Below are 26147 nucleotides of genomic sequence, written 5' to 3'. Positions count from 1 at the left end.
GCTTCACACCTGTGTCGCGTTGGTCGCGTCCAGCTTCAGCGCTTCGTTGAGCTTTTTTCGGTAGTTGCGCAAACCGTAGAGCCTGGACGAGAAGCAATTCACGATGGTCATCAGGTCCTGCACCATTTCCTGTTCGGGCGACAGCCGCTCCTGGTTGAGCACGAGAAGTTCGCACCCATTCCTACTGGCGAAATGCTCGAACCACTCGAAGCCAAACCGGGTGAGCCGGTCGCGGTGGGCAAGGATCAGGGTTTTGACCTCTCGCCGTCCAATGGCGTCCATGAGTTCCAAAAAGCGCTTGCGCTTGAAGTTCAGTCCGCCACCGACCTCTTCGATGAACTCGACGTTCGCCAGTCCCTTTGCCACCACGAACTCTTCCAGCACCTTGCGCTGATTAACAAGATCGGGCTTCTGTGCGGCGCTGGAGACGCGGCAGTACGCGATGAGCCGCGTCGGCTCGGACACCGCATGGCGCAGGCCGAGAAAATCACGAAGCTGTGATTCGGTGTAAAGCCTTCGGTTGCTGTCGGTCCGCACCGCAGGAATTAGTCGGCCTTCACGCTCCCATCGCTGCATGGTCTTGACCGAGACCCCCAGCAGCTTGGCCGCCCGGCCCGTGCTCATGGTGCTTTCCATGCCCTACATAATACACCATTACGCACTATTTGCAATACTAGAGTTTAGCTCCTCCGGGCTCCTCATTGCTACCCGTTGCTCAAACGATAACCCCCCGAAGCTAAATAGCTATCGCAATCCAATAAGAAACTTGGGCTCAAAAAAGGAACATTTTTTTAATAAATTCAGATTTTTTTGATCGTCTCAAAACCTTGGGCATTGCTCACCGTTTATTTTTTCGTTGGACCTGGTTTCGTTGGATGGGGAAAAAAAATGAGAAATTCATAAAAATAGGGAGGAAAAATACAGCGAGCTTTACAGCCAAGCATTGTTGCGACCAAAATCCTGGATATATTTAAAACAGAAAATGTTTGCTTTTAAGAAAACAATTTTAATTCTTCTTTTAACTTTGCTTTCTCTTTCCCTTTTCTGGGGAATGAGCCAGTGGCTTGGAGGATCGCATCCTCCCAAGGATGGACTAACCCAGTTTCGTTCCGAGTTAGCCCGACAGATGGAGAGCTTAACCCCGATCATTGATAGGCTTGACCAAGAAAAAAAACAATTTGAGAGTCTTTACCAAAAAGCCTTGATGAGCTCCTTCCCCTATCAAGTCCCTGTTTCCTTGATGGAATCTTCCCTTTTTAATTACCAATCCCTTCTTGACGAGCTCACAACAAAAATTTCCAAGATCCAATCCGATATTGCTTCTCGTGTTGCCCAATGGGGCCTTTCTTCGCAATCCGATCTTTTGGATGCCACCCTATTAAACAGGTGGGTAAATTTAAATACGCAAGCGGATAATTTTTCTTCCTCCCTTCGTTTGCTTCAAACAGATCTCCAGCTTGCTTACCAAAGACGCAATGAACTCCTTGCGGCGGAAACCCAAAAGAAAGAGGAGGAAAAAAGACAAGAGGATTTAGCCGCTTCCAAGGCCGCAGCCTACTCGACAACAACTGCCTCCACCCTATCCAACGTTATTGCTCCTTCTGCCCAAACTTTCGTAGGCAGCGAAGAAAACAATACTCAACTGACTTACTCGGGCAACCCTTGGGGAGGCTACGGCTATGGTTGGGGATGGGGATGGCCATGGTGGTGGTGGGGGTGGGGTTTTGGTTTTGGCTTTGGATGGGGTTTGTGGTGGCCGTTTCTATGGGGTCCTTTTGGATTTTTCCCCTTCGTCATTGAAAAAAACGTCTTTATTACGAAAACCACTCCCACTCATCAACAGGGGATAGCCCACCATGGAGGCGGAGGCATGAATCCCCATGGTCTTGCTGCTGGACATCCTTTTAATCACCCCGGGTCTTTCCACGCAACTCAACATTCCCTTGCCCATACCATGTCCCCATCCCATGCTACGCACTCCCTAGCCCAAGGATCTCTCCATAACGACTTTCACAACCTTCTCCACCAGGACCATCAAAATCTTGCTTCTCTGCATCAAGCCAACCTAGCTCAGGCCCACACCGCAGGTTCTCTTTCTCCTGTTCATCCCCAGCATCTCACTTTTCATGGCATTCACGACATCGCCGGGCGCTCCCTCAGTTCTCCCGCCACCGGTCATCTTGCCTCTCATTTCAGCGGAGGAAATTCAGCTTCTCACTTTTCAGGGCATATTATGGGAAACCCTGCCTTGCATTCTTTTTCGGGTAATGTCTTTCACGGCAGTAGCGGATTTTCTCACGGATTTATTTTTCATGGCGCAACCGGCCTAGGTCATGGAGGATTTTACGGACATCAAGGCTTTATTGGACACCAGGGTTTCATAGGTCATCCTGGAGGTTTTTATGGAGGGATGAGAGGCTTTCACGGGGGCATGGGAGGATTCCATGGTGGCTTTGGAGGATTCCATGGTGGCTTTGGAGGATTCCATGGAGGGATGATGGGAGGATTCCACGGAGGTGGGTTCCACCACTAACAAACCATTTTGTGCTTTATCGTTACTGTTCAGCCGCTTTGTTCATCTCTCCTTGGATTTTTCCCGCCTCGTCCCCTATCGCCTTTTCAGCTTTTTTTAAGTGGGCTTGCATTTCTTTTTCCCAACTCTTCCACTTTTTTTGGAACTCCTGCTGCTCCTTGAGATATTCCTGATGAAGGGCCGCAGCGGTTTTTTGGTTTTCTTTAGCCACAGCCTGCTGCCAATCCTCAAAGATTTTTACAATCCTGTTATGCTTTTTCTTTAATTCTGCAACTTTTTGATCTTTTAAGCCATTTTTATTCTGAGCCGTGTTCTTTTGAGTAAATGAATCGGTCGGTTTATCTTTACCGGCCCATGATTCAAAGGGGAAAGCAAAACAAGCTCCAAGAAAAAACAAAGCGAACGGAAATAAATTTATTTTCATCATGAATGAAAGATTAAAGTTTGTCGCAAAGGGATAAAATAAAAAATGGAGTTTTTTAGACTTTTACGAATTTTCCTTTTTTCATTTTCTTTTTTCTCCATCCATTTATATGGTAATGGTATGAAACCCCTCTCTCCTTTGGAAGTAGGAGCTCCCATTCCAGATGTCTCCGGGGTAGACCAAGATGGCCAGAGCGTTCAACTTAAAGAGATCGGCCAAAAAGGCATTGTTTTATTTTATTTTTATCCCAAGGCAGATACTCCCGGATGTACCAGGGAAGCCTGTAACTTTAGAGATCATTATCAGATGTTAATCAACCATGGTATAAAAATATTCGGCATAAGCATGGATAACCAAGAAGCTCAAAAAAGGTTCAAAGAAAAATACCACCTTCCTTTTCCCCTCCTAGCCGATCCCGAAGGGAAAATCGTTGATCAATTCGGTGTAACCAAAAGAAATGGACATGCTTCAAGACAGTCTTTCTTGGCCAAAGATGGCAAAATCGTATGGCGCAATTTGAAAGTCAACCCTGATAATCATGTCCAGGAAGTGTTAGAAGAACTGAAAAAACTCAAAGAGAATACTCCTCAAAATCCCTAGTTATCCTATCCAACAGACCAAGAACCGGAGAAACATACCCTTATGTAAAGGAAGATTTTGATCATGATTGACGCCAACCTAAGGATTATTATTCAGGCTGCTTTTTCATTGCTCTTTGGATTGATTCTTTTCATCAAGCCCCATCTTCTTTATTTCCTCATCGCCTCTTATCTTCTTTTTTTCTCTATTCTCGGATTTTTTTTTCATTTTAACCTCATATTTTGCCTCCTGACAGCCCTAAGTGGCCTCTTAATCCTTTTATTTCCTAACCTGATTCCCTACCTCGTCGCCTTCCATTTCATCTTCTTTGGAATCTTAAGTCTAATGGCTATAGGCCCTTCCTTTTTTAGCATTTTCCCTGTAATCATAGCCATTTTGCTCTTCGTTTTCCCCGATTCCATTGCTTATCTTATTGCTTCTTACCTGGTTGTGAGCGGCATGGGTAGTCTCTTAGCCCTTTTTTTTCAACAGAAAGGAAGATTCATGATATGAAAAGGATCCAGGCCACGATTCATGGAGGTGCTTTCTTGTTTTTGATCATGGTCTTTATTCCCTTTTTTGCTGCGCGTTCTCAGCAGGAACCCGTTACAAGCATAGCCTCTTTGGAAAAACGTCAGTCTATAGAAAAAATTGCTGAACCCGTTGCGCAAGAGCTACAGGCATCGCTTAAAAATATCTTGGAAACAAAAATTAAAGAGCTTGGACCTACTGGAGCCTTGGAATATTGTAGCCTCAATGCATTAGCCCTAACCGAAAAAATTAAGCAAAAACAGGGCGAAAAGATAACTCTTCTCAAAAGAACTTCGGATAAAGTAAGAAATCCACTCAACAAACCCGATTATGCCGAAAAAGAGGCCTTGGAGATATTCTTGGAAGCCCAGCGCAGCCGTGAGCCTTTACCGGCAAATTATATTCAAAAAGTGGAACAAGACTGGACCGTAAAATACAGGTACTATAAACCTATTTTTACCGGTAATCTCTGTCTTAATTGTCACGGTTCACCCAGCCAAATGAGCCCAGAGCTTAAAGAAGCCTTGAAGAAAAGATATCCCCTTGACGAAGCCACTGGCTACAAACAGGGTGATTTTAGAGGGCTGATCACTGTAGAAGTAGTCCTATCCAAGGAAGAATAAATTTAAAAAAATGAGAAGATTTTGTTCCATTAAACTCTAGGGAAAGCTACGGTCCGTAGTCATGAAAAAAGGAAGTCCATGCAAAGCCCTTTAGAGTTTTCAAAACAAAGCAAATCATTGAATTGTTCAATTACCATTCTTTTGACAATGAAAAATCCTCGAGACGGTGAGGTTCATTAATTTTATGCTTTTGCTTTGCTTTTTTATCTTAGCAGTCGTTATTTTACCGAGTACCCTTCTCGGCTTAGGGCTGTTTTTTTTTGGCAAGGTTCTGTCTAATCTTGCCGTAAGCGTTCCTCCTTCGGCAAGTCCTAATCTCAATCCTAGTCTTATAGGCTTGGATTACCAAACCGTAAAGATCCTTTCTTACGATAACATAGAACTGGCCGGATGGCTTGTTTACTCGAAACCAGGTTCCGAAAAGGTTAAAACCCCACTCATTGTCATCCACGGACTGGGAGCAAACAAGCAATTTATGATGAGTTATATCCAACTTGCACACGAATTAGGATTTCCTGTTCTAGCCATAGACCTACGAGGGCACGGGGAAAGCGGTCCTTCTTTGGTAACTTTAGGACTCAAGGAAAGCATGGACCTTGAAAGATGGATTGAAGAGCTTATAAACAATGGATACTCTTATCCCGTTCTCTGGGGGACGTCTCTCGGGGCCGTGACCGCGCTTCTTGCCGGATCGCGGCTAAAAGGAAAACTGAAGGCTATTATAGCAGATGCCCCCTTCGATAATCTTTACAATGCTTTAATTACACATGCCCAGGTTTTTTTCAAAATCAGTCCCTTTCCCATGGTTCATATCGTCGCCTGGCATCTTAAAAAAAGCTTTGGAATCGATCCTCTCAAAGTAGACTGCGTTCGGGCAGCCGAAAATATCGATTGTCCCCTGCTGATCCTCGCCGCTGAAAAGGATGTAAGGATGCCCATTCCAATGGTTAGAAAAGTCTTCGATGCGGCAAAATGTCCAAAATCTTGGTGGATTATCCCTAATGCCAATCATGAACTAAGAACTTTCGATCCCCATTTCAAAAAAACAATTGCCCAATTTTTGTACGACCTATAACTTTAACCGTTCATTCTCAAGCCCACTACAGTCCTTCCCGTTCATTTCCTTTTTCCCATCGAAATGATCAATCTCCCCCCTCTTCTGGAGCCTCGAGTAAACGACTCCCCATTGTTGGCCGGCTGTCCAAATCGCAGAATCAAGCACCGCTGCCAACCAATCTATCCCGGATTTCCTCCCCTCGGCAACAGCCTACAACCCTAACGGCTTGTCCCAGGGCTTCTTCGCTTCAGCGGGTTGGGAAAGTTAATACAACCAGATGCAGTCTACCAGCATGTCTTTGGGAATAGAAGTTGAGCCTGCAGGCAACCTTAAAAGAGCATCGGCTCTTGAAGCAGAGAAAGCTCCCGCAGGATCGGTCAACGATATGGGCTCAACGAGGAGTCGAGATTGCTCCTCTTTTACTTTTCCAAAATAAAATTCTACCCTTCCCGACTTCTTCATCATATCGATTGCCACATGGGCCATGAATTCAAGGAAAGGATGGGTGGACCATCCCATGCGTTTTGCCAACGCTTTCCTAACAAAAGCATAAAAACAAACAAGAACGGCTGCAGGATTCCCGGGTAAAGAGAGAAAAGGTATCCCTTCAAAAGATGAAAATGAGAAAGGACGGCCGGGTTTAATGGCGACTTTCTTAAAATATACCGAACAGCTCTTTTCGATAAACCGGGCTACGTAGTCTTTTTCTCCAACGGATAGGCCTCCGGTAGAAAGAATAAGATGGGCTTGGCTTCTTTTAGCCTCCTCCATTTCCTTTTCAAGGGCATTGAAATCATCCTCAACGATGTGGCCGCCGGCTACAAGGACATCCATCTGCTTCAAGGCACTTTGCAAAAAGACCCTGTTACTATCGTACACCTGTCCAAAGCTGAGGGTTTTTCCCAGGGATTTGAGCTCCTGGCCTGTACTGAACAAATAAACGAGGGGTGTTTGTTTAACTTTAAGCTGATGTATGCCCAGGGTCGCCAAGAGATTTATCAATCGAGCATCTACTTTTCGACCTTTCCGGCATAAAAGCTGTCCCCTTTGGATTTCTTCTCCAGCTTTCTTGATATTTTCCCCTTTTTTATATTTCCCCTTTATTTTAACCCGTCCTTCCTTGACACTCACCTCTTCTTGAACGACGACAAGGTCAAAAGGCTTGGGAACAGCCGCTCCCGTAGCTACTTTTACACACTGGCTTTTATTAAAAGTTTCATCAACCGCCCCACCCGCATAGACTTCAGAGGCAACCACAAATTCCTTTTCCCCTTCAGAGTCAATCGCTTCAGAACAAAAGGCATATCCATCCATCAAAGAAACATCAAAAGGAGGAAACTCCGCAAAAGAATAAATATCCTCGGCAAGAATTTTGCCTAAAGATTGTTCCAAAGGAACTATCTCCGATCCATTAATTTCTTCTATGTTTTGGTTGAGAATATCCAGGGCTTGGTCAAGGGTAACGTAAACAAGGGGGGATAAACTCATAATCATTTTTTTCTTAATGGGACTGTCGGACCCAATGCCTAATAAAAGAGCCTAAGGCAGCTACATCATCTCTGAAAAAAACAGGCCTGCATTCCCAAAAATCTTTTGTCTCCTTGGTTTTCGTTATCACTCCCACACAATTGACCAGTCCCTCTAAAATTTTACCGGCTTCTTCCAGTCTCTCCACAAAACAGAATTTAGGCAAAAGATCCCATTGCTTAAGTCCCTCAACGAAAATAAAATCATATCCCAAAGGTTTCATGAACTCAAAAAACTTCTGAAAAACCATTTCCTCTGAAAGCTGATTGTCGATGATCATCGCCGATTGAGTAGGGGAAATAAGACAGACAGCCGCAGCTCCCGAGTCCTTGAACCTATAGCTGTCCTTTCCCGGGTAATCGAGTTGAAATCCTTTATGGGCATGCTTGAATGTCCCTATTTTAAAGCCCTCGGTTGAAAAATACCTTACAAGCTTACAGATAAGAGTGGTTTTCCCGCACCCACTTTTGCCCACAAAACCAAAAGCGTTCATAAAACTTCTTTTTCTTTTCCAAAAACCTGAGCACTCCCTTCAGCTTCCTCTAATTCGGCTACAGTGTTGATGTTGTAAAATCTTTCGGGACATGCACTCATATCGACCCTTGCCGCTTGTACGATTCGATAAAAAGAGCCGACTTTTCTTTCTCCCGCCATCAAGTATTTTTCAAGCTCGGCTAGAATCGTCTTTTTAAAAAGGGCAAAAAGATATTGCTCCCTTTTCCCATCCCAAACATAAACGAGCGGAGCAGACGTGGAAAGGAGTTTTTCCTTAAGCCTAATATCGATCGTTTCTTCGAAAAATGGACAGTCACAGGGAACAGACAACAATAAAGAAGAGCTCATCTGCTTAAGGATGGTATATATCCCTCCCAAAGGACCACAGCCTTTAATACTATCTGGAACAACTGGCCAACCATAACAGCGGTATTTTTCTAAGAAACGGTTAGCGCTTATCCACAAGGTTTTTACCCTTGGAGAAAGTTTTTCTGCACTATAAAGGAAAAGAGGTTTTTCTTTAAACAATAAAAGTCCTTTTTCGATGCCTCCCATCCGCGTTGCTTTTCCACCACAGAGAACTACCCCATCTATATCCATATCCATTTGACTTACAAAGGGAAAACAACCTTCTTTCTCGACCTAAAAAGGGTTAATTCTCTGTATCCAACCTCCCGGATAAGATCCAGGGCAATGTCAAAATCAGACCCCACTTCAGAAGGGCTATGGGCATCTGAACTAATTAAAATAGGGATGCGTTTTTTGAAAGCCATTTCTAGGAACCGTTTCTCTGGGTAGATCTCCTTTACCGGTTTCCTTAACCCGGCCGTGTTGATTTCAAAAGCAAGCTTATGGTCAGCCATGGCCGTCAGGGATTCTTTATAAAACGAAGAAAGATCTTGATGGGGTTTGTGGTTAAATTTTTTTACTAAATCGGGATGAGCGAGAAAATCGAAAAGTCCTGAACAAGCCATTTTTGTATACAAAGAAAAATACTCAGTCCACACTTCTTCTACATCGCTTTCTTTCCACCTATCCAGCTTTGCAGGATTGTCTATATCCCAGTCCTTGGAAATATAATGAACAGCGCCAATAAGGTAATCCCAAGGTGCCAGAGTCGTTAAGTATCTGATATGTTCTTCATGACCGAGCAGAAAGTCGCACTCCAAGCCAAGCCGGATAGGAAAATGTGGGAATTCTGCTCGCGTTTCTTCAATGAGTTCTAAATATTCATCGAGCTGATCCAGTCGCATTCTCCAGTCATCGAAATAAAAAGCCGTAGGATTATGATCTGAAAACCCGACTTCGATTAAACCCCTTTCTATGGCTTTCATAACATATTCCCGGGGTTGACCTACAGCATGGCCACAAAGTGGAGTATGAAGATGATAGTCGAAAATCATAGATCAATAAGGGATAGATCAGTCCTTATGGGCTAATATTTCAATGACTTTATCGATCTCCTCTTCGGTATTATAAAAATGGGGAGAAAATCGAAAATACCAATTTTTATTCCTATCCATTCGAAAAGATACGACTACTCCTTGGGATTTTAACTTGGCTAGGAGTCCTTGGGGATCGACTCCCAAAACTGAAGCAGAAATGATCCCAGAGCGCCTTTCAAGCGGAAAGCTATCTGAGAGACACCTCCATCCCATTCGGCAAAGTTTCTCCCAAAGATATTGATGAAGATAAAGAATTCTTTCCCGGATCTTGTTGATTCCAACGGAGAGCAATAGTTTCATCGAGGTTTCCATCCCCACTATGCCTAAAGCATAGAGAGCTCCACTTTCATACCTCCGAGCACCTTTCTCAACCTCCAGCTTTTCCTGTGCTATAAAGTCCGGAGACTTTATATTCCATGCTCCTAGAAGAGTTGGGCTCAAGTAATCCTGCAGGGATTCCTTGCAATAAAATATTCCTGCACCAAGAGGGCCTAAAAGCCATTTATGGGAATCTGCACTAAGAAAATCAAAATATCTTGAATCCATTGAAGATGCCCCTAGGGATTGAATCCCATCTAAACTAAATAATACGCCTCTTCTGTGGAGTTCTTCTCCTATTTCCTCGTAATCAAGAAGATAGCCAGAAAGATAATGACAGCTAGCCAAAGCCACGAGCCTGGTTCTTGGACTCAATGCCTTAAGGACCAAGGGTAAAGTAATTTTTCCGGGTTCCTCTGGATACAAGGGAACCGCTTTGACACCAAATTTTTCAAGGTTTTTCCATGGATAAACATTGGTTGGATAGTCGTCGGGATAATAGATAACTTCGTCTCCGGGTTTCCAGGGTAACCCATTGGCAACCAAGTTCAGACCGAGGGCTGTTGGACCCAAAAGGGCGATTTCCGAAGGTTGAGCTCCTATTAATTGTGCGGCCGTTTCTCTTGCCTGGGCAATAGTTTGAAAAAAAGATTCTGTTTCTTGACTCCAATCCGAAGCTTCGAAAGCCGCAGTGGAGATTTTTTCAGCTGAGGGGGCGGGCAAGGGAGAAACCGCCGCATGCGCCATGAACACTCTATTTCTTGTCACCGGGAAAAGAGTGTTCCTTATATTTTCCCTGGAAAGGATATCTTCAAGCGAACAGTTCATCACTATGGACTTATATATATTTTACAGCATTTTTCCCAACCTAGAAGAGCTTTCCTCCTTTTTGAAAAATTGCTCCCTAGAGCTTTATTCCTCTTGAACTCCAGGCTGACTTCTTGAAAACAATATCGACTACGGAAAGGGTGAAAATAAGCCAAGTCCCTTCCCTTTGTATAGCCTCAAAGTTAGTGACGGGGTATTTTTCCCCTGATTTTTTCTACAGATTTCACAATTTCATCGGCTGCAAACTGGATTTCTTCTTCAGTATTATGTCTTCCCAAGGAAAACCGCACACTTGATTTCGCCTCCAAGGGATCTAACCCCATTGCCGTAAGGACCTTGGAAGGTTTTAATGAACCTGTTGTACAGGCTGATCCGCCTGAAGCGCATATCCCCTTCTGGTCCAAGTCAAAAAGCAGGGTTTCTGCATCAAGCCCTTTAAAACAGATATTTGTTGTATTGGGAATTCTGTTGAGCTTATCCCCATTAAGCTTCGTCAAGGGGACTTCACTTAATATCCTTGTTTCCAAAAGATCCCTCAGAGCCCGTATCTTTTTGTTTTCTTCGTCCATGCGATGCGAAAGAATTTCTATAGCCTTACCCATACCCACGATGGCGGGCACATTTTCGGTCCCCGCTCTCCGTCGCATCTCCTGAGAACCACCACGAATGAAAGGCTCAAAGGGTCTTCCCTTGCGGACAAACAGAACTCCAATCCCTTTTGGAGCATAAAATTTATGGCCCGTTAACGAAAGAAAATCGACGGGTACTTTAGAAAGGTCGATGGGAATTTTCCCCGCCGCCTGTACCGCATCCGTATGAAAATAAACTCCTCTTTTTCTACAAATTTCGGCTATCTGTTCGACGGGAAATATTACTCCGGTCTCGTTATTCGCCCACATCACTGAAACAAGGGCCGTTTGTTCGCTGATACGCTTTTCTACTTCCTCAAGATCGATTAATCCCAAAGAATCTACAGGAATCCTATCTACATCGAATCCTCGCTTTTCCAAGTCCAAGCACAATTCCTGGATAGCCGAATGTTCGGTAACCGTAGTTACAATTCTTTTTTTCCCCGTGGTCCGAAGGGCGGAAAGAATGGCCGCATTGTTCGATTCGGTGCCACAACTTGTAAAAACAATCTCGTCCTCTTCGCAATTCAGAAACCGACAAATAGCAATCCTCGCTTTTTTTAGGTGTTGCTTGGCTTCTTGTCCCAGCCGATAAGGACTGGAGGGATTCCCATAATAAACTGAAAAAAAAGGAACCATTTCCTTAAGCACCAAAGGATCGACAGGAGTAGTCGCATTGTTATCAAGGTATATCAACCGCATGATGAAAATTATATTCTTCTAACATTTTTGAAATACAACATAAAACTTTATCCACTGGAACGGTAACTTTTTCTTCTCCATTCCATAGTACCGAGCACCTCCTTTTATCTAGTTTTCTATACAGCCAAACATGGGGATCGGTAGGACCGAACAACGCAATTGAAGGGCATCCCACCGCTAGGGCCAGCTGCGTGATACCACTATCATGACCGCAATAAACAGTACTTCTTTTAAGTATCGCGGCAACAGTGGGAAGTTCTTGATCGACTATCCTCAGATCAGCAGCTAGTCCATTCAACTCTATCCTGTTCATTTCTGCAGGGCCTAGAATTAAAACGACTTGGCAAGCTTTTTCTTTCAATTTTTGACACAAGGAGATCCAACTGTCGGCAGGCCAATTCTTTTTTGGACTACCACTTCCCGGATGAACAGCGATGATTGGTTGGCGGCTTTCCAGGCCATCTAATAAAGCCGATGCGTTCTTCTCATCTTGTGGAGTGAGATATATGAAAGGAGGGGGAATGTGCTCTGTGGAATCGATCATTCCTAGTTCAACTACCGGCAAAGCGAGCCATTCTAAAACGTTTCCCCGGCCAGGAAAAGGAGGACAATAGAGGATTTTTCTCACTCCATAAAATTTGAGATTGTTTCTTAATACACCATGATTATCGGGTGAGTAACAGAGCACTAAATCAACAGGGGAAAAAATATTTTCCAGTTTTGGTCGGAAAATTCTTTCTTCAGAAAAAAGAGGAGTGAAAAGAGAACTCCCTATATCATAAACCTTGTCAAAATAGTATCTTTTTTCTCCCAGTATCCCATAACGAGGAGTTCCAAGAAAATCTATTTTGGCGGATTGGCAATGATTCCTCAAGATCGATAAAGCCGGTAGGGTATGAATAAAATCTCCCAATCCTCCTCCCCTAATGACCACGATCCTCTTCATGTTTGAGTCTTTTAGGAATCGACCAACCCGAGTGTAAATAAGACAAGTCCAAGAATCATGGGAAAAAGAGCAGCCATTTTGATCTTCTTATCTGAAGTACAAACCCAAGCTATCTTGTCTCGAGCCAAGTAGGGCATGCTTACGAAAAACATTCCCATAACGATCCATCCATAAGCAAGGAGGACAAGCAAGATACGCCAACTTCTGTCGCTTAAAAAAGCACCATCCAAAATCACATCGGCACCCAATAAAAGAAGGAGGGCTAAAGCTCTAACAGCGATAAAATCTTCAATAGCCAGGATAACCAAGGAGCCGAAAATAAAGGCAAAAAGGACAAACCATATCCGCTGGGGGGTATATTCTCCCAGGTCTATCGTGGCCAACAAAATGACCGTCCATAAAACGGCAATGCCCATCATAACCCTCCCCAGCCAGTCATTTCGGGAAAAATCCTTAAGAAATTTTCCAAAAAAAGAGGGATAAAAAAAACCAACCGCCCCGACTAATAAATGGAGCAACCCCGTTCCAAATGAAACCGCTTTTAATGAAAGATGGTAAATCATAATAGAGTTACACGGCTAAGTTCTAATCCCATTCCGGCTCCTGCTGCGTTATACAATGCACGGCTCCTAGGCCCCAAACCAGGTCACAAGCTGGGACTGGACAAACTTTTCTTTGCGGAGAAAAACTCTGCAATATCTCCAGGGCTTTTTCGTCCATAGGATCGTTAAAGACAGGAACCAACAGGGAACGGTTCGTGAAATAAAAATTAAGATAAGAAGCGGGCAATCTCAGGCCTTCCCGGACTAAGGGTGCAGGCATAGGAATTTCCACAATTTCAAAGCCTTTCCCCTGGTTATCTTTTGCTTTGGACAACTGCTTTAAATTTTCACAAAGGCTGTTGTAATTACTATCCGATCTGTTGCTTTCGAAAGCGGCTGCAATGGTTTTCGTATTCAAAAACCTGCTATACTGGTCCACGTGCCCGTCGGTGTCATCTCCGGCAACCTCCGCCTTAAGCCAGATCACTTTTTCCGTCCCGAGAAATTTATGGAATATTTCTTCTATTGTTTTCAAAGAAATACCCGGATTCCTATTGGGGTTTGCTATGCTCTTTAAAGAAGCTAAAAGAATACCCTGGCCGTTAGAATCAATTGCCCCTCCTTCAACTATAATTCCAGGAGAAAAAACGCGCATCCCCAAATACCTGCCTATTTGTTGAGGGACACGGTCGTCAAGCTCATAGGGAGGATATTTTCCCCCCCATGCATTGTAACCAAAATCGACTATCGCTATTTCTTTTTCATTTTTAATAAAAATAGGTCCATGGTCCCTGCACCAAGGCTCATAAGCTGGGTTTTCATACAAAAAAATCTTCTGGTTTATTTCCCCTCCTCTTTCTTTGATGAACCGCTCAACCTCTTCGTATTGTTTTTGGTCAAACACGTTTATCCTTACCTGTTCATCTCTTGAAATAGTCCGAACGAGTTTTATCCAGGTTTCTTCAATTTCTCCATAAATACCAGGAAAACTGATACTTTCTTTTCTTGGCCATGTAAGCCAGGTTGCCCTATGCCTTTCCCATTCGGCAGGTAGACGAAATCCTGGGCTGGGGTAGGAATAGCCGTTTTTTACTCTACACTCAGGCAGTATTCTATTCATGGAACTAAGAAAGGAACCTTTCGGTTATCTTCCGGTAAAGATCAATGCGCCGGTCACGCAAAAAAGGCCAATTTATTCTTGTTTTTTCTATAAGAGCAAAATCTATCTCCGCGAGGAGAATTTCTTCTTTTTCTCCCGCCTCTTTGATTATTCTTCCAAAAGGATCGGCAAAAAAACTCCTCCCCCAGAATTCTATGCATCGGCTCCGTTCGTCTCCTTCGATACCAACACGGTTCACAGAGGCTACATAAATTCCATTAGCCAGAGCATGGGAGCGCTGTATGGACTGCCAAGCGGACAACTGATCCTGACCAAAGGATTGTTTTTCTTCCAAAAGCCATCCTATAGCCGTAGGATAAAAAATAATCTGTGCTCCCCTTAATGCAAGAATTCTTGCCGGCTCAGGGAACCACTGGTCCCAGCAAATCAAGACCCCAATCTTGGCAAAACGGGTCTGAAAGACAGGAAATTCCATTTCTCCAGGGGTAAAATAATATTTTTCAAAATACCCCGGGTCATCAGGAATGTGGGCCTTTCTATAACAACCCAAGTACTTTCCATCCGCATCGATCACTATAGCGGTGTTGTGGTATAAGCCGGGGGTTCTTTTTTCAAAGATAGAACCGATCAACACAATGTTAAGCTTGTGGGCAATTTCTATAAAGCTCTGAAAAGTAGGACCATTAATTTCTTCTGCCCATTCAAAGAAACGGGGATCGATCCGATTACAAAAATAACGGGTCCTAAAAAGTTCCTGGGTACAGACAATTTGAGCTCCTTGCTCTTTGGCTTTATAGATCAATTCTATCTGTTTATTAAGTCCTTCTTTTGGGTCGCAAGCCCCATAACTTTGAATAAGAGCTACTTTTAACATTTCCTATTCTTTTTTCTTTTTTAAAACATTTTGCTAGCTTTTTTCAAAACAAGGAAATTGTTAATCGTTGTCAAATTGAATTTGAGGGCGCCGGATTCTATGACGAAGAAAATCTTGCTTCTGTTTCTATTTCTGAATGCTGCAATGGGTTGTTCCATTAGTCCCATTACAAGCTCACAACGGTTTAAAGCCAAAAAACAGCCTTCTTTTTCCCTCCTGGCTACAAGACCAAGTGCCTTTATTGGGCAACACGTTCTTTTAGGAGGGATAATCCAACGGTGCATGACCCAGGAAGGAGAAAGCTTGATGCTCATCATTCAAAAACCATTAGACCGGGCAACAGACAAACCGATCATGAAATCTCCTTCTCAAGGTAAATTTTATTTCTGGTATAAAGGAAAGCTTGATCCCAAGGTTTACTCCACGGGCAAAATGATCACGATCAGCGGCCAAGTCGTTTCTCCCTTCAAAATGAAAATGGACAGTTCCCATTTTCTCATTGTAGAGGGAGAAGAATTTTTTCTCTGGCCCAAGGAATCTCTTCCTGCCTATGCACAAAAAATTCCCACGCGATCTATCCTGGAAAACTTGTGGGAGCCCGTAGGATTCGAGCCCTGGACGACGGGCTGGGGAGAAGGATGGTGGTAGTCCCCTTTCAAAATCTTTCATACATTGAAGGTTTCTCTCACCGGATAGGAACCCAAAGATTTAAGCCAAAGAGAATACCTTTGTGCTTTCCGTAAAGCGTTTTCCAACCGTAAAGACTCCTTCCCGGCTTGTATCGAAAAAAGGAACAGATAGGTGTTTAATTTGCCGGGGATGGGGCGAGAAACGATTCTTTTAATATTCAACTTCTCATCTCTAAAAGGCTCCAAAAAAGAACACAAACTACCGGGTTCATCTTTTACAGAAAAAACAAGGGTTGTTTCCGCGGTATCTCCTAAATAGGGGGACCGCCCCAATACAAAGAATTGGGTGAGATTGAGACTTCCCTCGAGCACGGGAAATTCCAAAATGTCCAGCTTATAAATTTCTGAAGCAAGGCGAGTCGACAGCGCTGCTGAATCAGGAGTTTGGGAAACGATTTGGGCTGCCTCCGAAGTGCTTGAGGTCCTTATGACTTTAGCCAGGGGATATCTTGCTTTAAGCCATTTCCTGCAATAGAATAGCGGGGTAGGATGGGAAAATATCTCTTTAATCTCTTCCCCTTTTCTCCCAATTAAGGCTAGCTCAACGTTTAACGAAAGCTCTTCCTGGATGTAGAGATGAAAATCTTCTTCTAAAAGGAGATCCACTGATTCGAGAATCATCCCCCCAGTGGAATTTTCGATGGGTATCAAGCCGATTCTTTCTTCATCCTCGGTATGTTCTTTAACAAAATCGATAATGGCTTCTATCGAATCAAGGGATTGATGGAGGTCCTTGGGAAATCTCTTTTTAACGACCAGGTGCGAAAAAGTAGCTTCCGGACCTAAAAAGCCTATCCTTTTTTTTAAAAGTTTTTTTTCTTTTTCTTCCGTATTCATCTAGTTATAAAAATTTATAAGTTCCAGCAATGAACAGCCAAGGAATATACGATAAAAAATGACTTTTGGCTTTCCAAAACATATCCTTTTCTACGATCTCCCTTGTTATGATCTTTTCCTCTGAATACATAGATCACTTTTTAGAGCGATTTAAAAACCTCAAAGTATTGGTGATAGGCGATCTTATGCTGGACGAGTTCCTCTGGGGAAAAGTCACCAGGCTTTCCCCTGAAGCTCCCGTTCCCGTTGTCGAAGTGCAAAAATATTCCTATTTTCCCGGTGGAGCAGCTAATGTGGCTAGGAATTTGCTTGAGTTTACAAAAGAGGTATCCATTTTAGGGGTTATCGGCAAAGATGAAGCGGGAAGAAAATTGTCGGAAATTCTTGAAAAGTTTGGATGCAACACCCAAGGCATTCTTACCGTGCCCAACAGGCCAACAACCCAAAAAACTCGGATCTTTGGCAGGCAACAACAGGTTGTCAGGGTGGATAGAGAAACCAAAGAACCTATCCCTGAGGGCATAAAAAAAGAGGTTCTTTTTTATCTTGAAAAAGAAATTGCTTCCAAGGACCTAATAATCATTGAAGATTATGCCAAGGGATTGCTCGATCAAGCCTTAATCGACTTTATTCTTAAGCGTGCTCAAGGTAAAATTGTAGCTGTCGATCCTCATTCAAACAATCGGCTCGATTGGAAAGGAGTCACCCTGGTTAAACCCAATAAAAAAGAAGCCATAGCACTGGCCGGTTTTCCTGATATTCATGAAGAGGATCTGCAAAAGGTTACCGAAGCAGCCATGGTGTTGCGAGATAAATGGGATTGCACTTATATTCTTGTCACCTTGGGAGAAGAAGGCATGCTTCTGCTCGAAAGAGATGGGAAAACCAAAAAGATCTCTTCGGTCTGTAGGGAAGTTTTCGACGTTTCCGGTGCTGGAGACACAGCCATAAGCCTCTTTTCTTTAGCCCTATCTTGCGGTTTCTCCGGATATGAGGCAGCACTGATTGCCAATCACGGTGCAGGCATTGTTGTCGGTAAGCTAGGAACGGCAACATGTAGCCCTTTAGAACTTAAAAGAAGCCTTTTATCCTATTGCGATCCATGGTTTTCTTAATCTATGTATAGGGCAGTTTTCTTTGACCGAGATGACACGCTCATCAAAAATATTCCCTATTTAAAAAATGAAGAACTCATTGAAGTCCCCCCGGGAACAAAAGAATACATGTCCAGGCTAAAAAAGGCGGGCTTTCTTCTTTTCATTGTTTCCAACCAATCTGGGGTAGCTCGAGGGCTCTTGACCCCTACAGATGTTGCAAAAGTCAATAGAATTCTGCTTGAAAAGCTGGGAAGAACTTTTTTTGAAAAAATCTATCTCTCTTTTGAAGGGCCTTCCCAAGAAATCAATTGGGATAGGAAACCTCAACCGACAATGCTATGGACTGCCGCACAAGAATATAACCTCGACCTTAAAAAATCTTTTTTTATCGGGGACAGGCTGGCCGATGTGTTGTGTGGAAGAAACGGGGGATGTAAAACTATTTTCATCGATTGGGGAAGGAAAGACCTTGATGCTTTCATTTCAAGAAGACTGGCTACTTTCATAGCCGGTTCCTTGTTCGAAGCGATAGAAACGATCCTTGCCCCCTTAAACCGATAAGCTCTTGAAGGCTTTTTTTAGCATAGACGAACCCGATCAATTTGATATTAATTATCCATGACGAGCATCATAGTCATCCCGGCACGGTGGGGATCAAGCCGGTTTCCGGGAAAGCCATTGGCCATGCTTGGTGGTAAGCCCTTAATCCAGTGGGCTTGGGAAAGAGCCATGGAATGTGAAAAAGCAAGCAAAGTAGTTATAGCGACGGATGACAAGAGAATTGCCGATGCGGTAAAAAAATTTGGGGCAGAGGTGGTCATGACCAAGCCCAGTCATCCTTCTGGTACAGATCGCGTTGCCGAGGTCGCCACCCTTTATCAGGCTGACACCTTCGTCAATTTTCAAGGGGATGAACCCTTTTTACCGGGAAAAGAAATTGATAGACTCCTCGATGCCATGGATAGCGCTCCCATTGCGACATTATCCCGAAAAATACAGGATCGTTCTGAAGAAAACGATCCCAACGTCGTAAAAGTCGTTTGCGATTTAGACGGTTTTGCTCTTTATTTTAGCAGGTCTCATATACCCTTTCTAAAAAATAAAAACTTGAATTATTCTATTCAGGCACATGTAGGGATATACGCTTTTTGCTCCTGGGCTTTACAAAAATTTGTATCCTTACCCTGTGGAATTTTAGAACAAGTGGAATCGTTGGAACAACTTAGAGCTTTAGAAAACCGAATTCCCATAAAAGTCATTTCCACTCCCTATCAAACGCTTGCTATTGATTGCCCGGGGGACTTGTCAAAAGCCGAGCAAAAATTAAAACTAATGAAAGAACCATCATGAGGTACATATTCGTTACAGGCGGTGTTATTAGTTCCTTGGGTAAAGGGATCACCGCAGCCGCTTTGGGCACGCTCTTGGAAAGAAGGGGTCTTAAAATTTCATTACAAAAGCTCGATCCCTATCTTAACGTTGACCCTGGGACGATGAATCCTTACCAGCATGGAGAGGTCTACGTACTAGAAGATGGGGCTGAAACCGATCTCGATCTTGGACATTACGAAAGGTTTACCCGTGTAAAGCTTTCAAAAATTAATAACACCACCACAGGCCAGATATACGAGGCGGTCATTCAACAGGAACGGCAAGGGAAATACTTAGGTAAGACAGTCCAGGTCATTCCTCATGTGACAAACGAGATAAAAAGTCGGATTATGCGCGTCGCACAAAGCAGTGGCTGTGACGTTCTCATCACGGAAATTGGGGGCACAACAGGAGACATAGAAGGGCTTCCTTTTCTTGAAGCAATAAGACAAATGGCTTTAGAAGTAGGCCCTGAAAGAGCACTCTTTGTCCATGTAACCTACGTTCCCTTTATCAAGTCGGCGGGTGAATTAAAGACCAAGCCTACACAACAAAGTGTGGCCAAACTCAGAGAAATAGGCATACAGCCGCATGTCCTTGTTTGTCGTTCAGATCATCCCCTTACCAATGAAGTTAGAGCCAAGCTTTCTCTCTATTGCAACGTTCCTATAGAAGGGGTGATTGAAGAGCTGGATGTTCAACATACCATCTATGAGGTTCCACTCATGTTGCAAAAAGAAAAACTTGATGAGCTGGTATGTAGACATCTTAAATTAGAGCTTCCAGAAGCTGATCTTTCCGACTGGAAAAGTTTTGTCGAAAAAATCATCCATCCCTCCCATCGGCTGAGCATCGCTGTGGTTGGAAAATACATTGGGCACCAAGATGCTTATAAAAGCATCTATGAGGCATTAACTCATGCTGGAGCCTTTCTCTCGTGTGGAGTGGAAGTCAAAAAAGTAGATGCTGAAGAGATCGAAGCCAAAGGGGCGGAGTCCCTTCTCCAAGGTGTAGATGGCATACTGGTGCCGGGGGGTTTTGGGAGCCGGGGTATTGAAGGCAAAATAGAAACGGCCAAATATGCAAGAGTCAATAAGATCCCCTATCTTGGATTGTGTTTAGGAATGCAAACCGCAATCATTGAGTTTAGCAGGAATGTTGTTGGGCTGAGCGATGCTCATAGTACGGAATTTGAGCCCAAAACTGTCCATCCAGTTATTTGCTTGCTAGAAGAACAAAAGAATCTTTCTCAACTTGGTGGCTCAATGCGGTTGGGCAGCTTGTTATGTAAACTTATTCCACATACCAAGGCTTACGAGGCTTATGGGAGAGAGAGTTCAAAAGAACGCCACCGGCACCGCTATGAGGTCAATAATTCCTATAAACCCATTCTTGAAAAATTTGGCTTGAAAGTTTCTGGAACTACCGAACAAGGAGAACTGGTAGAACTCGTTGAACTAGAAAATCACCCCTGGTTTTTAGGTTGCCAGTTTCATCCCGAATTCCAGTCAAGGCCTAATTTCCCCCATCCTTTATTCGTCGCTTTCCTTAAAGCTTCCCTGGAGCACCGTTACCAAAAACGTTGACGGCCGCATGGAAAAATTTTTATGAACATTAAAAAGCCCTTTTTTCTCATCGCCGGTCCCTGTGTAATCGAATCGCTAGAGCTGGTCATTGATATTGCTTTAGAACTTAAAAAAATTACGAGCAAGCACCAGATCCCTTTTTATTTCAAATCCTCTTTCGATAAGGCAAACCGCAGTTCAATCGATTCTTTTCGCGGTCCAGGACTGAAAGAAGGCTTGAGAATATTGACCAAGATAAAAGAAAAAACAGGGTGTGCTTTAACCACTGATGTGCACTCGGCAGACCAGGTAAAACCCGTAGCGCAAGTCGTTGACCTTGTTCAAATCCCTGCTTTTTTATGCCGACAGACAGACCTTATTCTTGCTTGCGGAGAAAGCGGCAAGGCTGTAAATGTCAAAAAAGGACAATTTTTGGCCCCTGAAGACGTGGACTTGATCGCTGAAAAGCTCAAGCGGGTTGGATGCCATCATTATTTTTTTACCGAGCGGGGAAGTTGTTTTGGATATCACGACCTGATTGTCGATATGAGGGCGATTTACCTCATGCGGTCTCGACAACATAAGGTAATCTTTGACGCTACCCATTCGGTTCAGAGACCCTCAGCACTGGGAAGAGTGACGGGAGGAGACAGTTCTCTTGCCTTTCCCTTGGCCCGAGCCGCCGTTGCGGTAGGAATAGACGGGCTTTTTTTTGAAACTCATCCTTGCCCTGAAAACGCCCTTTCAGATTCTTCAACAATGATCCCCTTGGATAAAGTCGATCCCATGCTGGAATGCCTTTTAAAAATACATGAAGCTACTTCCTAGCCTTTTATTGTACTGCTTTATTTTCCCTTTACTCTTCACTTTTAGCGTTTATGCCGACTCTCCTTCCTTGCCGTTAGGAGCGGTAGTGAAAAATTTCGTTTTACCTCAAAGAAATGCCAATGGAAAGTTACAGGCAACCATACAGGGTGAAGAAGCGGTTGCAGTCAGTGTAAATAGAATTGAAATCAGAAAGATGAAAATCGAGCTCTTTGACAACGACCAACCGACTACCACCATTCTCTCTCCTCGGTGCGATCTCTGGAAACTAGACAACAGGCTTTCTACCAAAAATGGAGCGGAAATCGAAAGAAAAGACTTAAAGCTTACCTCGAAGATCATGGACTGGGAAATAGACAACAGGAAAGGAATTTTTCGAGAAAACGTGCGCATGGTCCTTTACAGCCTTCCCTTGGGGAAATCATCCCCCCATAAAGAGAGGCGGCAAAGCCCTCATCCCTCTACTCCTTCTCTCCGCACAGGGGAACTTCCTCTCCTGCGCAACAACATTGAAACCCAACATTAAAATGAAAAGGGTCATAAGAAAATTTTTAATTTCCTATTACCTTCTTTTCGGATTCAATTTATTCGGTCAATTTCCGGAAGAAAATCCCCCCGAACTTCTCACGAATCCAGATGCTACCGTGGTCACTTCTAATACCTTCAAACTGGATCAAAATATCCACCAAGGATTCTTTAGTGGAAACGTCATAACCATTGCCAACAATTTTAAAATGAGATCTAACGAAATGACCGTTTTTTTTGATGAAAGTGGTTCAGAAATAAAGAGGCTCATTGCCAAAGGAGAAGCTCTGCTTGTCCAAGAAAAAAGAACGGCGAAAGCTGCCCAAATGGAATATATTGTTGCTGAAGATAAATTGATATTAACGGGAAATCCCGAGGTTATCGAAGAAAACAAAGATCACGTAACCGGAAATGTGATTACTATTTTTCGCAACTCAAACCAAATGTTCGTCGACGGCCATAGCCGTGTTATTCTATTGAGAACCAGTCAAGCTCCCCAAGACCAACAACAGAAAAAATAAGAGCAATGTCAATTTTTTCGAGGGAAAGTAAAAATGCCGGAGAAAATAAGGGTATTGATTCTTTCGACCAGTGCTGGCACCGGACATATTCGTGCGGCTGAAGCGTTGGAGAAAGTCTTTCTGGAAGATAGTCGAGTAGGACAGGTTGAATGCGTCGATGCCCTGAAATTTACAAACAAGATATTCAGAGATTTTTACTCTAAGCTTTATATCCAGCTTGTAGATACCGCTCCATCTTTTCTCGGCTGGTGGTATCGGACGACGGACGAGCCCTGGAAAACGGACAAAATGAGACTTATGCTCGACCGGCTCAATACTCAACCCCTTATAGACTTTATTTCCGCCTACCGTCCCCAGGTCACCGTTTGTACTCACTTTCTTCCCGCTGAGATTATTTCTTATTTAATTTCTCAAAAGAAAATAGATTGCCGGTTATCCATTGTTGTAACCGATTTCCATTGCCATGCTATGTGGCTCTGCCGAGTATTTCATAGGTATTTTGTTGCCAATGAAGAAAGCCGAATCCATCTTGTCAATCTAGGCATTCCGGCAGAAAGAATTGTATTCAGCGGCATACCTATAGATCCCCTCTTCAAGCCGTCGAAAAACAAAAAGGAAATGAAAAAAAACATGGGTTTTGATCCCGACGTTCCGGTTATATTAGTTTCAGCGGGCGCTCTTGGGGTGAGTCCCGCAGAAATTATTCTTGAATCTCTTGAATCGTTAAAAATCTCCCTTCAAATTGTTGTGGTTTGTGGGAAAAATGTCCAAATGGAAGAAAAAATCCGCAAACAAATTCCAAAACTCTCCAACCATGCTATTCGAGTTTACGGCTTCAGCACCGAAATACACAAACTCATGGATGCTGCAGATATCTTGATAGGCAAACCCGGAGGACTTACCGCTTCGGAAGCCATGGCCATGGGGCTGCCCATGATCATTATCGCCCCTATTCCCGGCCAAGAAGAATTTAATAGTGATTTTCTGCTGGAAAAAGGAGTGGCCATAAAATGTAATGAATTTACAACTTTAGCTTACAAGGTAAATTATCTACTTACCCATCCTCAAATTTTACAACAAATGCGCAAAAATGCTTTTAAGCACAGCAAACCCGATGCCGCTTACAAAATCGTTCAAATCCTGTTGGATGATGAACTCAATCCTCCCATGCCTGTATGCTTAAACCCTGAGCAGAAGGAAAGGACATGATCTTTTTTTCCATCTACAACCCTTTTTGTCCCTTTTTACGGCTCTAACATGCATTTTCCATAAGCGGAGGTTATAATGCGCAAGGGATTCAAAAACTCGAAACCTAACCTTATAGATAAAGAAAACCAAGCTATTTTGAAACTCCCTCACGATGAGTTTTTATGGGGAGTGGCCACATCTCCGTATCAACATGAAGGAGGGCTGAATGGGGAGGGAGAACCTCTTAATAACTGGGCTTGGGCTGAAAAAGAACAGTTGGTCGAACCATCGGGGAAAAGCTGCAATTTTTGGAATCTTGCAGAAGAAGACCTAAAAAGAGCAAGTAATCTTGGTCTTAATGCATTCCGCCTTGGTTTGTGTTGGAGTCGAATACAGCCAACCTACACGTTGCCACATCCAGAGAAGCCCTTGCCCAGTCCTCCCCCTTTCGACACGAAAGCGCTGATGAGATACTGCAAGATTATTGCTTCTTGTAGGGCTCTGGGCATGGAACCGATCATCACTCTCCACCATTTTACCCATCCTGCATGGCTAGGGCTCGATGCCTGGCTTCATCGCGCTACTATAGATCATTACATCCAATATGTAGGTTACAGTTTAAAATTTCTTCTTGAACATTTACCCAAAGATTTCCAATGCGAGCCTCCTCAAATCTTTTTGACGGTTAACGAACCCAACATGCTCGCAACCTGCCACTATCTTTACGGTTATTTTCCTTCCGGATCAAACCGAGGAATCCATGCCGCAACCCTTTGCCTTATCCACCTCCTTGAAGCGCACACAAAAGCTTACTTCCTCATTCATTCCCTCTATAAATCCTATGGATTAAAACCCTATGTCAGTTTCAACAACTATGCGAGTAACCTTTACTGGTTGGATCTGGCTTGGTTAGATCTTCTTCATGCTTCCCATTTCGGAATCAAAAAACAAAAACTTTTTTCTTATCTTTGGGATAGAGCAAGGCAGTTAGACACGGCCTTTAATCAATGTCGGTTTTCATCCATATCGACCGTTCGCAAAATCCTGGGAATTATCCTTAAAAAAGCCCAGCATTTTCTTGCCTATGCTTGCTCTTTTGAAAGCTCTTGGAAAGAATTGCTCGAGGTCATTTATCATTCAAAACAAAGACCTTTTGACTTCATCGCTTTCGATTACTATGATCCCTTTGTCGAACACGCCCTGAGGTGGCCCAGGTGGAATGACGAACTGCCAAAACGCAACAAAGCCTTTCATGAATGGCTCTTGGAAGCTTTTACAAGCAAATGGTGGGATTGGAAGATGTTGCCTGAAGGGTTGGTTTTCATTACCCGTCAACTCGCTCATTATCGATTGGCTCTTTTGATTTCAGAGAATGGCCTAGCTTATCGCTATACCCCCATGGGAACAATGGAGAAAAGAAGAGACTCCGTTTTAAGGAGTCATTATATTCGAGCTCATGTTCGAACAGTACAAAAACTTCGGGCTGAAGGATCCCCCCTTTTTGGCTATCTTTATTGGTCCCTGGTTGACAATTATGAATGGGGATCTTTCTCTCCAAGATTCGGACTTTATTCTGTAGATTTTAAAAATGGACTTCATCGAAACGAAGTGGATGTTTTTGGTGAAAATCCTGCAAAAACCTATGCTGAAGAAATAAACAACGCCAAAATAAGCATGGCACACCGATAAAATCATTATGAGAGAACCCATAATCTATACTGGAGGAGATCTCCAGACTAACGCTTATCTTATAGCCGGAAAAAAATCTTATGTTTGTATCGATGCTCCTCAAGGAATCACCTCTTTTCTTGTTCAAAGAAAAATCGAAGTTGATGCCCTGTTACTTACCCATGGGCATTTTGATCACATATGGGAAGCCCACCTCATAGAAAAAACTTTTCAATGTCCGGTCTACATTCACCCCGCTGATTATAACCTGTTGTATAATTCAGGAGGGGTTGCTTACATGGGTTTGAAGATCGTCATTCCCGCTCCAAAAGAAATTATCCCCCTGCCGGTCCTTGCGGGAAGCAGCATCCATTGGGGATGCAGCGGAATAGAATTTATCCTCTTCCATATCCCCGGACATAGTCCCGGCAGTGTTGCTTTTTACGTCTCCCGTTTGCATGCCGTATTCTGTGGAGATATCCTATTCTCAGGTTCTATTGGTAGAACAGATTTGCCCGGGGGCAGCACCGCCTCTCTTGTCGAAGGCATCAAAAACTACCTGTTTTCCCTTCCCGATCAAACCCTGGTGTATCCCGGACACGGTCCCTCAACCACGATTTTAAAAGAAAAAGAAACCAATCCTTACTTCAATAGTCAAAAAGAAGGGAAATCTTCTTTTTTCGTTTAA

Annotated in this window: 29 protein-coding genes; 16 read left to right on the top strand and 13 right to left on the bottom strand. The window is 43.5% G+C overall.

Features of this window, described 5'->3' with window-relative positions; genetic code table 11:
* Positions 1-3: 3 nt before the first annotated feature.
* A complete protein-coding gene (locus MINF_RS04405; protein ID WP_012463321.1) occupies positions 4-636 on the bottom strand; it encodes an IS607 family transposase in 633 nt (210 codons plus the stop codon).
* Between the two features lie 346 nt (positions 637-982).
* On the opposite strand from MINF_RS04405, the gene MINF_RS11585 reads away from it, so the two are divergent.
* Positions 983-2533, top strand: coding sequence for a hypothetical protein (locus MINF_RS11585; RefSeq protein WP_148205136.1), 1551 nt, complete (start codon positions 983-985; stop codon positions 2531-2533).
* Positions 2534-2555: 22 nt separating this feature from the next.
* Here MINF_RS11585 and MINF_RS04395 read toward each other — a convergent pair whose 3' ends face one another.
* Positions 2556-2960: a hypothetical protein gene (locus MINF_RS04395; protein ID WP_012463318.1), complete on the bottom strand. Its 405-nt coding sequence runs from the start codon at positions 2958-2960 to the stop codon at positions 2556-2558.
* Between the two features lie 117 nt (positions 2961-3077).
* Between MINF_RS04395 and MINF_RS04390 the strand changes: the two genes are divergently transcribed.
* From MINF_RS04390 to MINF_RS04375, 4 genes are all read left to right on the top strand, one after another.
* Complete coding sequence (locus tag MINF_RS04390) at positions 3078-3557, top strand: peroxiredoxin (RefSeq protein ID WP_012463316.1); 480 nt, start codon at positions 3078-3080, stop codon at positions 3555-3557.
* Between the two features lie 63 nt (positions 3558-3620).
* Positions 3621-4049 carry a hypothetical protein gene (locus MINF_RS04385; protein ID WP_238523555.1) on the top strand — a complete coding sequence of 143 codons (429 nt, stop codon included), beginning with the start codon at positions 3621-3623 and terminating at the stop codon, positions 4047-4049.
* Positions 4046-4690, top strand: coding sequence for a Tll0287-like domain-containing protein (locus MINF_RS04380; protein ID WP_012463314.1), 645 nt, complete (start codon positions 4046-4048; stop codon positions 4688-4690). The genes MINF_RS04385 and MINF_RS04380 overlap by 4 nt, the downstream gene beginning before the upstream one ends.
* A 166-nt stretch (positions 4691-4856) precedes the next feature.
* Positions 4857-5765 (top strand): alpha/beta hydrolase, encoded by a 909-nt coding sequence (locus MINF_RS04375; RefSeq protein ID WP_238523554.1) that lies wholly within the window; start codon positions 4857-4859, stop codon positions 5763-5765.
* Between the two features lie 246 nt (positions 5766-6011).
* Here the strand turns inward: MINF_RS04375 and MINF_RS04370 are convergent, their stop codons facing one another.
* From MINF_RS04370 to MINF_RS04325, 10 genes are all read right to left on the bottom strand, one after another.
* Positions 6012-7235, bottom strand: a complete 1224-nt coding sequence (locus MINF_RS04370) for a molybdopterin molybdotransferase MoeA (RefSeq protein ID WP_148205135.1) — start codon at positions 7233-7235, stop codon at positions 6012-6014.
* A 13-nt stretch (positions 7236-7248) separates the two neighbouring features.
* Entirely contained in the window at positions 7249-7767 is a 519-nt protein-coding gene (gene mobB, locus MINF_RS04365) for a molybdopterin-guanine dinucleotide biosynthesis protein B (RefSeq protein WP_012463309.1), read from the bottom strand.
* Positions 7764-8369 carry a molybdenum cofactor guanylyltransferase MobA gene (gene mobA, locus MINF_RS04360; RefSeq protein WP_238523553.1) on the bottom strand — a complete coding sequence of 202 codons (606 nt, stop codon included), beginning with the start codon at positions 8367-8369 and terminating at the stop codon, positions 7764-7766. Before mobA ends, mobB begins: the two co-directional genes overlap by 4 nt.
* An 11-nt stretch (positions 8370-8380) precedes the next feature.
* Positions 8381-9172 (bottom strand): histidinol-phosphatase HisJ family protein, encoded by a 792-nt coding sequence (locus tag MINF_RS04355; protein ID WP_012463307.1) that lies wholly within the window; start codon positions 9170-9172, stop codon positions 8381-8383.
* Positions 9173-9190: 18 nt separating this feature from the next.
* Complete coding sequence (locus MINF_RS04350) at positions 9191-10360, bottom strand: aminotransferase class V-fold PLP-dependent enzyme (RefSeq protein WP_238523552.1); 1170 nt, start codon at positions 10358-10360, stop codon at positions 9191-9193.
* 182 nt (positions 10361-10542) lie between these two features.
* The gene (locus MINF_RS04345; RefSeq protein WP_012463304.1) at positions 10543-11691 is read right to left on the bottom strand and encodes a cysteine desulfurase family protein; all 1149 of its coding nucleotides are present in this window, start codon (positions 11689-11691) and stop codon (positions 10543-10545) included.
* Positions 11672-12637 carry a glycosyltransferase family 9 protein gene (locus tag MINF_RS04340; protein ID WP_012463303.1) on the bottom strand — a complete coding sequence of 322 codons (966 nt, stop codon included), beginning with the start codon at positions 12635-12637 and terminating at the stop codon, positions 11672-11674. The genes MINF_RS04345 and MINF_RS04340 overlap by 20 nt, the downstream gene beginning before the upstream one ends.
* Positions 12638-12648: 11 nt before the next feature.
* Positions 12649-13200, bottom strand: coding sequence for a hypothetical protein (locus MINF_RS04335; RefSeq protein WP_012463302.1), 552 nt, complete (start codon positions 13198-13200; stop codon positions 12649-12651).
* 22 nt (positions 13201-13222) lie between these two features.
* Positions 13223-14299 (bottom strand): agmatine deiminase family protein, encoded by a 1077-nt coding sequence (locus MINF_RS04330; RefSeq protein WP_012463301.1) that lies wholly within the window; start codon positions 14297-14299, stop codon positions 13223-13225.
* A 4-nt stretch (positions 14300-14303) separates the two neighbouring features.
* The gene (locus MINF_RS04325; protein WP_012463300.1) at positions 14304-15173 is read right to left on the bottom strand and encodes a carbon-nitrogen hydrolase; all 870 of its coding nucleotides are present in this window, start codon (positions 15171-15173) and stop codon (positions 14304-14306) included.
* A 99-nt stretch (positions 15174-15272) separates the two neighbouring features.
* On the opposite strand from MINF_RS04325, the gene MINF_RS04320 reads away from it, so the two are divergent.
* Positions 15273-15821, top strand: a complete 549-nt coding sequence (locus tag MINF_RS04320) for a Slp family lipoprotein (RefSeq protein ID WP_148205133.1) — start codon at positions 15273-15275, stop codon at positions 15819-15821.
* A gap of 17 nt (positions 15822-15838) precedes the next feature.
* On the opposite strand, the gene MINF_RS04315 is transcribed toward MINF_RS04320, so the two are convergent.
* Positions 15839-16699 carry a prephenate dehydratase gene (locus tag MINF_RS04315; protein ID WP_012463298.1) on the bottom strand — a complete coding sequence of 287 codons (861 nt, stop codon included), beginning with the start codon at positions 16697-16699 and terminating at the stop codon, positions 15839-15841.
* A gap of 107 nt (positions 16700-16806) precedes the next feature.
* On the opposite strand from MINF_RS04315, the gene MINF_RS04310 reads away from it, so the two are divergent.
* From MINF_RS04310 to MINF_RS04265, 10 genes are all read left to right on the top strand, one after another.
* Positions 16807-17814: a bifunctional heptose 7-phosphate kinase/heptose 1-phosphate adenyltransferase gene (locus MINF_RS04310; protein WP_012463296.1), complete on the top strand. Its 1008-nt coding sequence runs from the start codon at positions 16807-16809 to the stop codon at positions 17812-17814.
* A 3-nt stretch (positions 17815-17817) separates the two neighbouring features.
* Positions 17818-18357, top strand: coding sequence for a D-glycero-alpha-D-manno-heptose-1,7-bisphosphate 7-phosphatase (locus MINF_RS04305; protein ID WP_012463295.1), 540 nt, complete (start codon positions 17818-17820; stop codon positions 18355-18357).
* A 57-nt stretch (positions 18358-18414) separates the two neighbouring features.
* Positions 18415-19146, top strand: coding sequence for a 3-deoxy-manno-octulosonate cytidylyltransferase (gene kdsB / locus MINF_RS04300; RefSeq protein WP_048810146.1), 732 nt, complete (start codon positions 18415-18417; stop codon positions 19144-19146).
* Complete coding sequence (locus tag MINF_RS04295) at positions 19143-20753, top strand: CTP synthase (protein WP_012463292.1); 1611 nt, start codon at positions 19143-19145, stop codon at positions 20751-20753. Before kdsB ends, MINF_RS04295 begins: the two co-directional genes overlap by 4 nt.
* Positions 20754-20774: 21 nt before the next feature.
* Complete coding sequence (kdsA, locus tag MINF_RS04290; protein WP_012463291.1) at positions 20775-21560, top strand: 3-deoxy-8-phosphooctulonate synthase; 786 nt, start codon at positions 20775-20777, stop codon at positions 21558-21560.
* The gene (locus tag MINF_RS04285; RefSeq protein WP_012463290.1) at positions 21544-22083 is read left to right on the top strand and encodes a hypothetical protein; all 540 of its coding nucleotides are present in this window, start codon (positions 21544-21546) and stop codon (positions 22081-22083) included. Before kdsA ends, MINF_RS04285 begins: the two co-directional genes overlap by 17 nt.
* 1 nt (position 22084) lies before the next feature.
* Positions 22085-22603 carry an LptA/OstA family protein gene (locus tag MINF_RS04280; protein ID WP_238523551.1) on the top strand — a complete coding sequence of 173 codons (519 nt, stop codon included), beginning with the start codon at positions 22085-22087 and terminating at the stop codon, positions 22601-22603.
* Between the two features lie 33 nt (positions 22604-22636).
* On the top strand, positions 22637-23812 hold the full coding sequence (locus MINF_RS04275) for an MGDG synthase family glycosyltransferase (RefSeq protein WP_012463288.1): 1176 nt from the start codon (positions 22637-22639) through the stop codon (positions 23810-23812).
* 75 nt (positions 23813-23887) lie between these two features.
* Positions 23888-25480: a glycoside hydrolase family 1 protein gene (locus tag MINF_RS04270; protein WP_148205132.1), complete on the top strand. Its 1593-nt coding sequence runs from the start codon at positions 23888-23890 to the stop codon at positions 25478-25480.
* A 7-nt stretch (positions 25481-25487) separates the two neighbouring features.
* Positions 25488-26147, top strand: coding sequence for an MBL fold metallo-hydrolase (locus tag MINF_RS04265; protein ID WP_012463285.1), 660 nt, complete (start codon positions 25488-25490; stop codon positions 26145-26147).

This window comes from Methylacidiphilum infernorum V4 (assembly GCF_000019665.1).
GTDB lineage: Bacteria > Verrucomicrobiota > Verrucomicrobiia > Methylacidiphilales > Methylacidiphilaceae > Methylacidiphilum > Methylacidiphilum infernorum.
The sequence above is the reverse complement of the archived record's forward strand: the minus strand, read 5'-3'. Positions and strand labels throughout refer to the sequence as shown.

Bases quoted from the DNA above. Each gene is read 5' to 3' on its own strand.
- MINF_RS04405 (WP_012463321.1), bottom strand. From the start codon at position 636: ATGGAAAGCACCATGAGCACGGGCCGGGCGGCCAAGCTGCTGGGGGTC.
- MINF_RS11585 (WP_148205136.1), top strand. From the start codon at position 983: ATGTTTGCTTTTAAGAAAACAATTTTAATTCTTCTTTTAACTTTGCTT.
- MINF_RS04395 (WP_012463318.1), bottom strand. From the start codon at position 2,960: ATGATGAAAATAAATTTATTTCCGTTCGCTTTGTTTTTTCTTGGAGCT.
- MINF_RS04390 (WP_012463316.1), top strand. From the start codon at position 3,078: ATGAAACCCCTCTCTCCTTTGGAAGTAGGAGCTCCCATTCCAGATGTC.
- MINF_RS04385 (WP_238523555.1), top strand. From the start codon at position 3,621: ATGATTGACGCCAACCTAAGGATTATTATTCAGGCTGCTTTTTCATTG.
- MINF_RS04380 (WP_012463314.1), top strand. From the start codon at position 4,046: ATGAAAAGGATCCAGGCCACGATTCATGGAGGTGCTTTCTTGTTTTTG.
- MINF_RS04370 (WP_148205135.1), bottom strand. From the start codon at position 7,235: ATGAGTTTATCCCCCCTTGTTTACGTTACCCTTGACCAAGCCCTGGAT.
- mobB (WP_012463309.1), bottom strand. From the start codon at position 7,767: ATGAACGCTTTTGGTTTTGTGGGCAAAAGTGGGTGCGGGAAAACCACT.
- mobA (WP_238523553.1), bottom strand. From the start codon at position 8,369: ATGGATATAGATGGGGTAGTTCTCTGTGGTGGAAAAGCAACGCGGATG.
- MINF_RS04355 (WP_012463307.1), bottom strand. From the start codon at position 9,172: ATGATTTTCGACTATCATCTTCATACTCCACTTTGTGGCCATGCTGTA.
- MINF_RS04350 (WP_238523552.1), bottom strand. From the start codon at position 10,360: ATGAACTGTTCGCTTGAAGATATCCTTTCCAGGGAAAATATAAGGAAC.
- MINF_RS04345 (WP_012463304.1), bottom strand. From the start codon at position 11,691: ATGCGGTTGATATACCTTGATAACAATGCGACTACTCCTGTCGATCCT.
- MINF_RS04340 (WP_012463303.1), bottom strand. From the start codon at position 12,637: ATGAAGAGGATCGTGGTCATTAGGGGAGGAGGATTGGGAGATTTTATT.
- MINF_RS04335 (WP_012463302.1), bottom strand. From the start codon at position 13,200: ATGATTTACCATCTTTCATTAAAAGCGGTTTCATTTGGAACGGGGTTG.
- MINF_RS04330 (WP_012463301.1), bottom strand. From the start codon at position 14,299: ATGAATAGAATACTGCCTGAGTGTAGAGTAAAAAACGGCTATTCCTAC.
- MINF_RS04325 (WP_012463300.1), bottom strand. From the start codon at position 15,173: ATGTTAAAAGTAGCTCTTATTCAAAGTTATGGGGCTTGCGACCCAAAA.
- MINF_RS04320 (WP_148205133.1), top strand. From the start codon at position 15,273: ATGACGAAGAAAATCTTGCTTCTGTTTCTATTTCTGAATGCTGCAATG.
- MINF_RS04315 (WP_012463298.1), bottom strand. From the start codon at position 16,699: ATGAATACGGAAGAAAAAGAAAAAAAACTTTTAAAAAAAAGGATAGGC.
- MINF_RS04310 (WP_012463296.1), top strand. From the start codon at position 16,807: ATGATCTTTTCCTCTGAATACATAGATCACTTTTTAGAGCGATTTAAA.
- MINF_RS04305 (WP_012463295.1), top strand. From the start codon at position 17,818: ATGTATAGGGCAGTTTTCTTTGACCGAGATGACACGCTCATCAAAAAT.
- kdsB (WP_048810146.1), top strand. From the start codon at position 18,415: ATGACGAGCATCATAGTCATCCCGGCACGGTGGGGATCAAGCCGGTTT.
- MINF_RS04295 (WP_012463292.1), top strand. From the start codon at position 19,143: ATGAGGTACATATTCGTTACAGGCGGTGTTATTAGTTCCTTGGGTAAA.
- kdsA (WP_012463291.1), top strand. From the start codon at position 20,775: ATGAACATTAAAAAGCCCTTTTTTCTCATCGCCGGTCCCTGTGTAATC.
- MINF_RS04285 (WP_012463290.1), top strand. From the start codon at position 21,544: ATGAAGCTACTTCCTAGCCTTTTATTGTACTGCTTTATTTTCCCTTTA.
- MINF_RS04280 (WP_238523551.1), top strand. From the start codon at position 22,085: ATGAAAAGGGTCATAAGAAAATTTTTAATTTCCTATTACCTTCTTTTC.
- MINF_RS04275 (WP_012463288.1), top strand. From the start codon at position 22,637: ATGCCGGAGAAAATAAGGGTATTGATTCTTTCGACCAGTGCTGGCACC.
- MINF_RS04270 (WP_148205132.1), top strand. From the start codon at position 23,888: ATGCGCAAGGGATTCAAAAACTCGAAACCTAACCTTATAGATAAAGAA.
- MINF_RS04265 (WP_012463285.1), top strand. From the start codon at position 25,488: ATGAGAGAACCCATAATCTATACTGGAGGAGATCTCCAGACTAACGCT.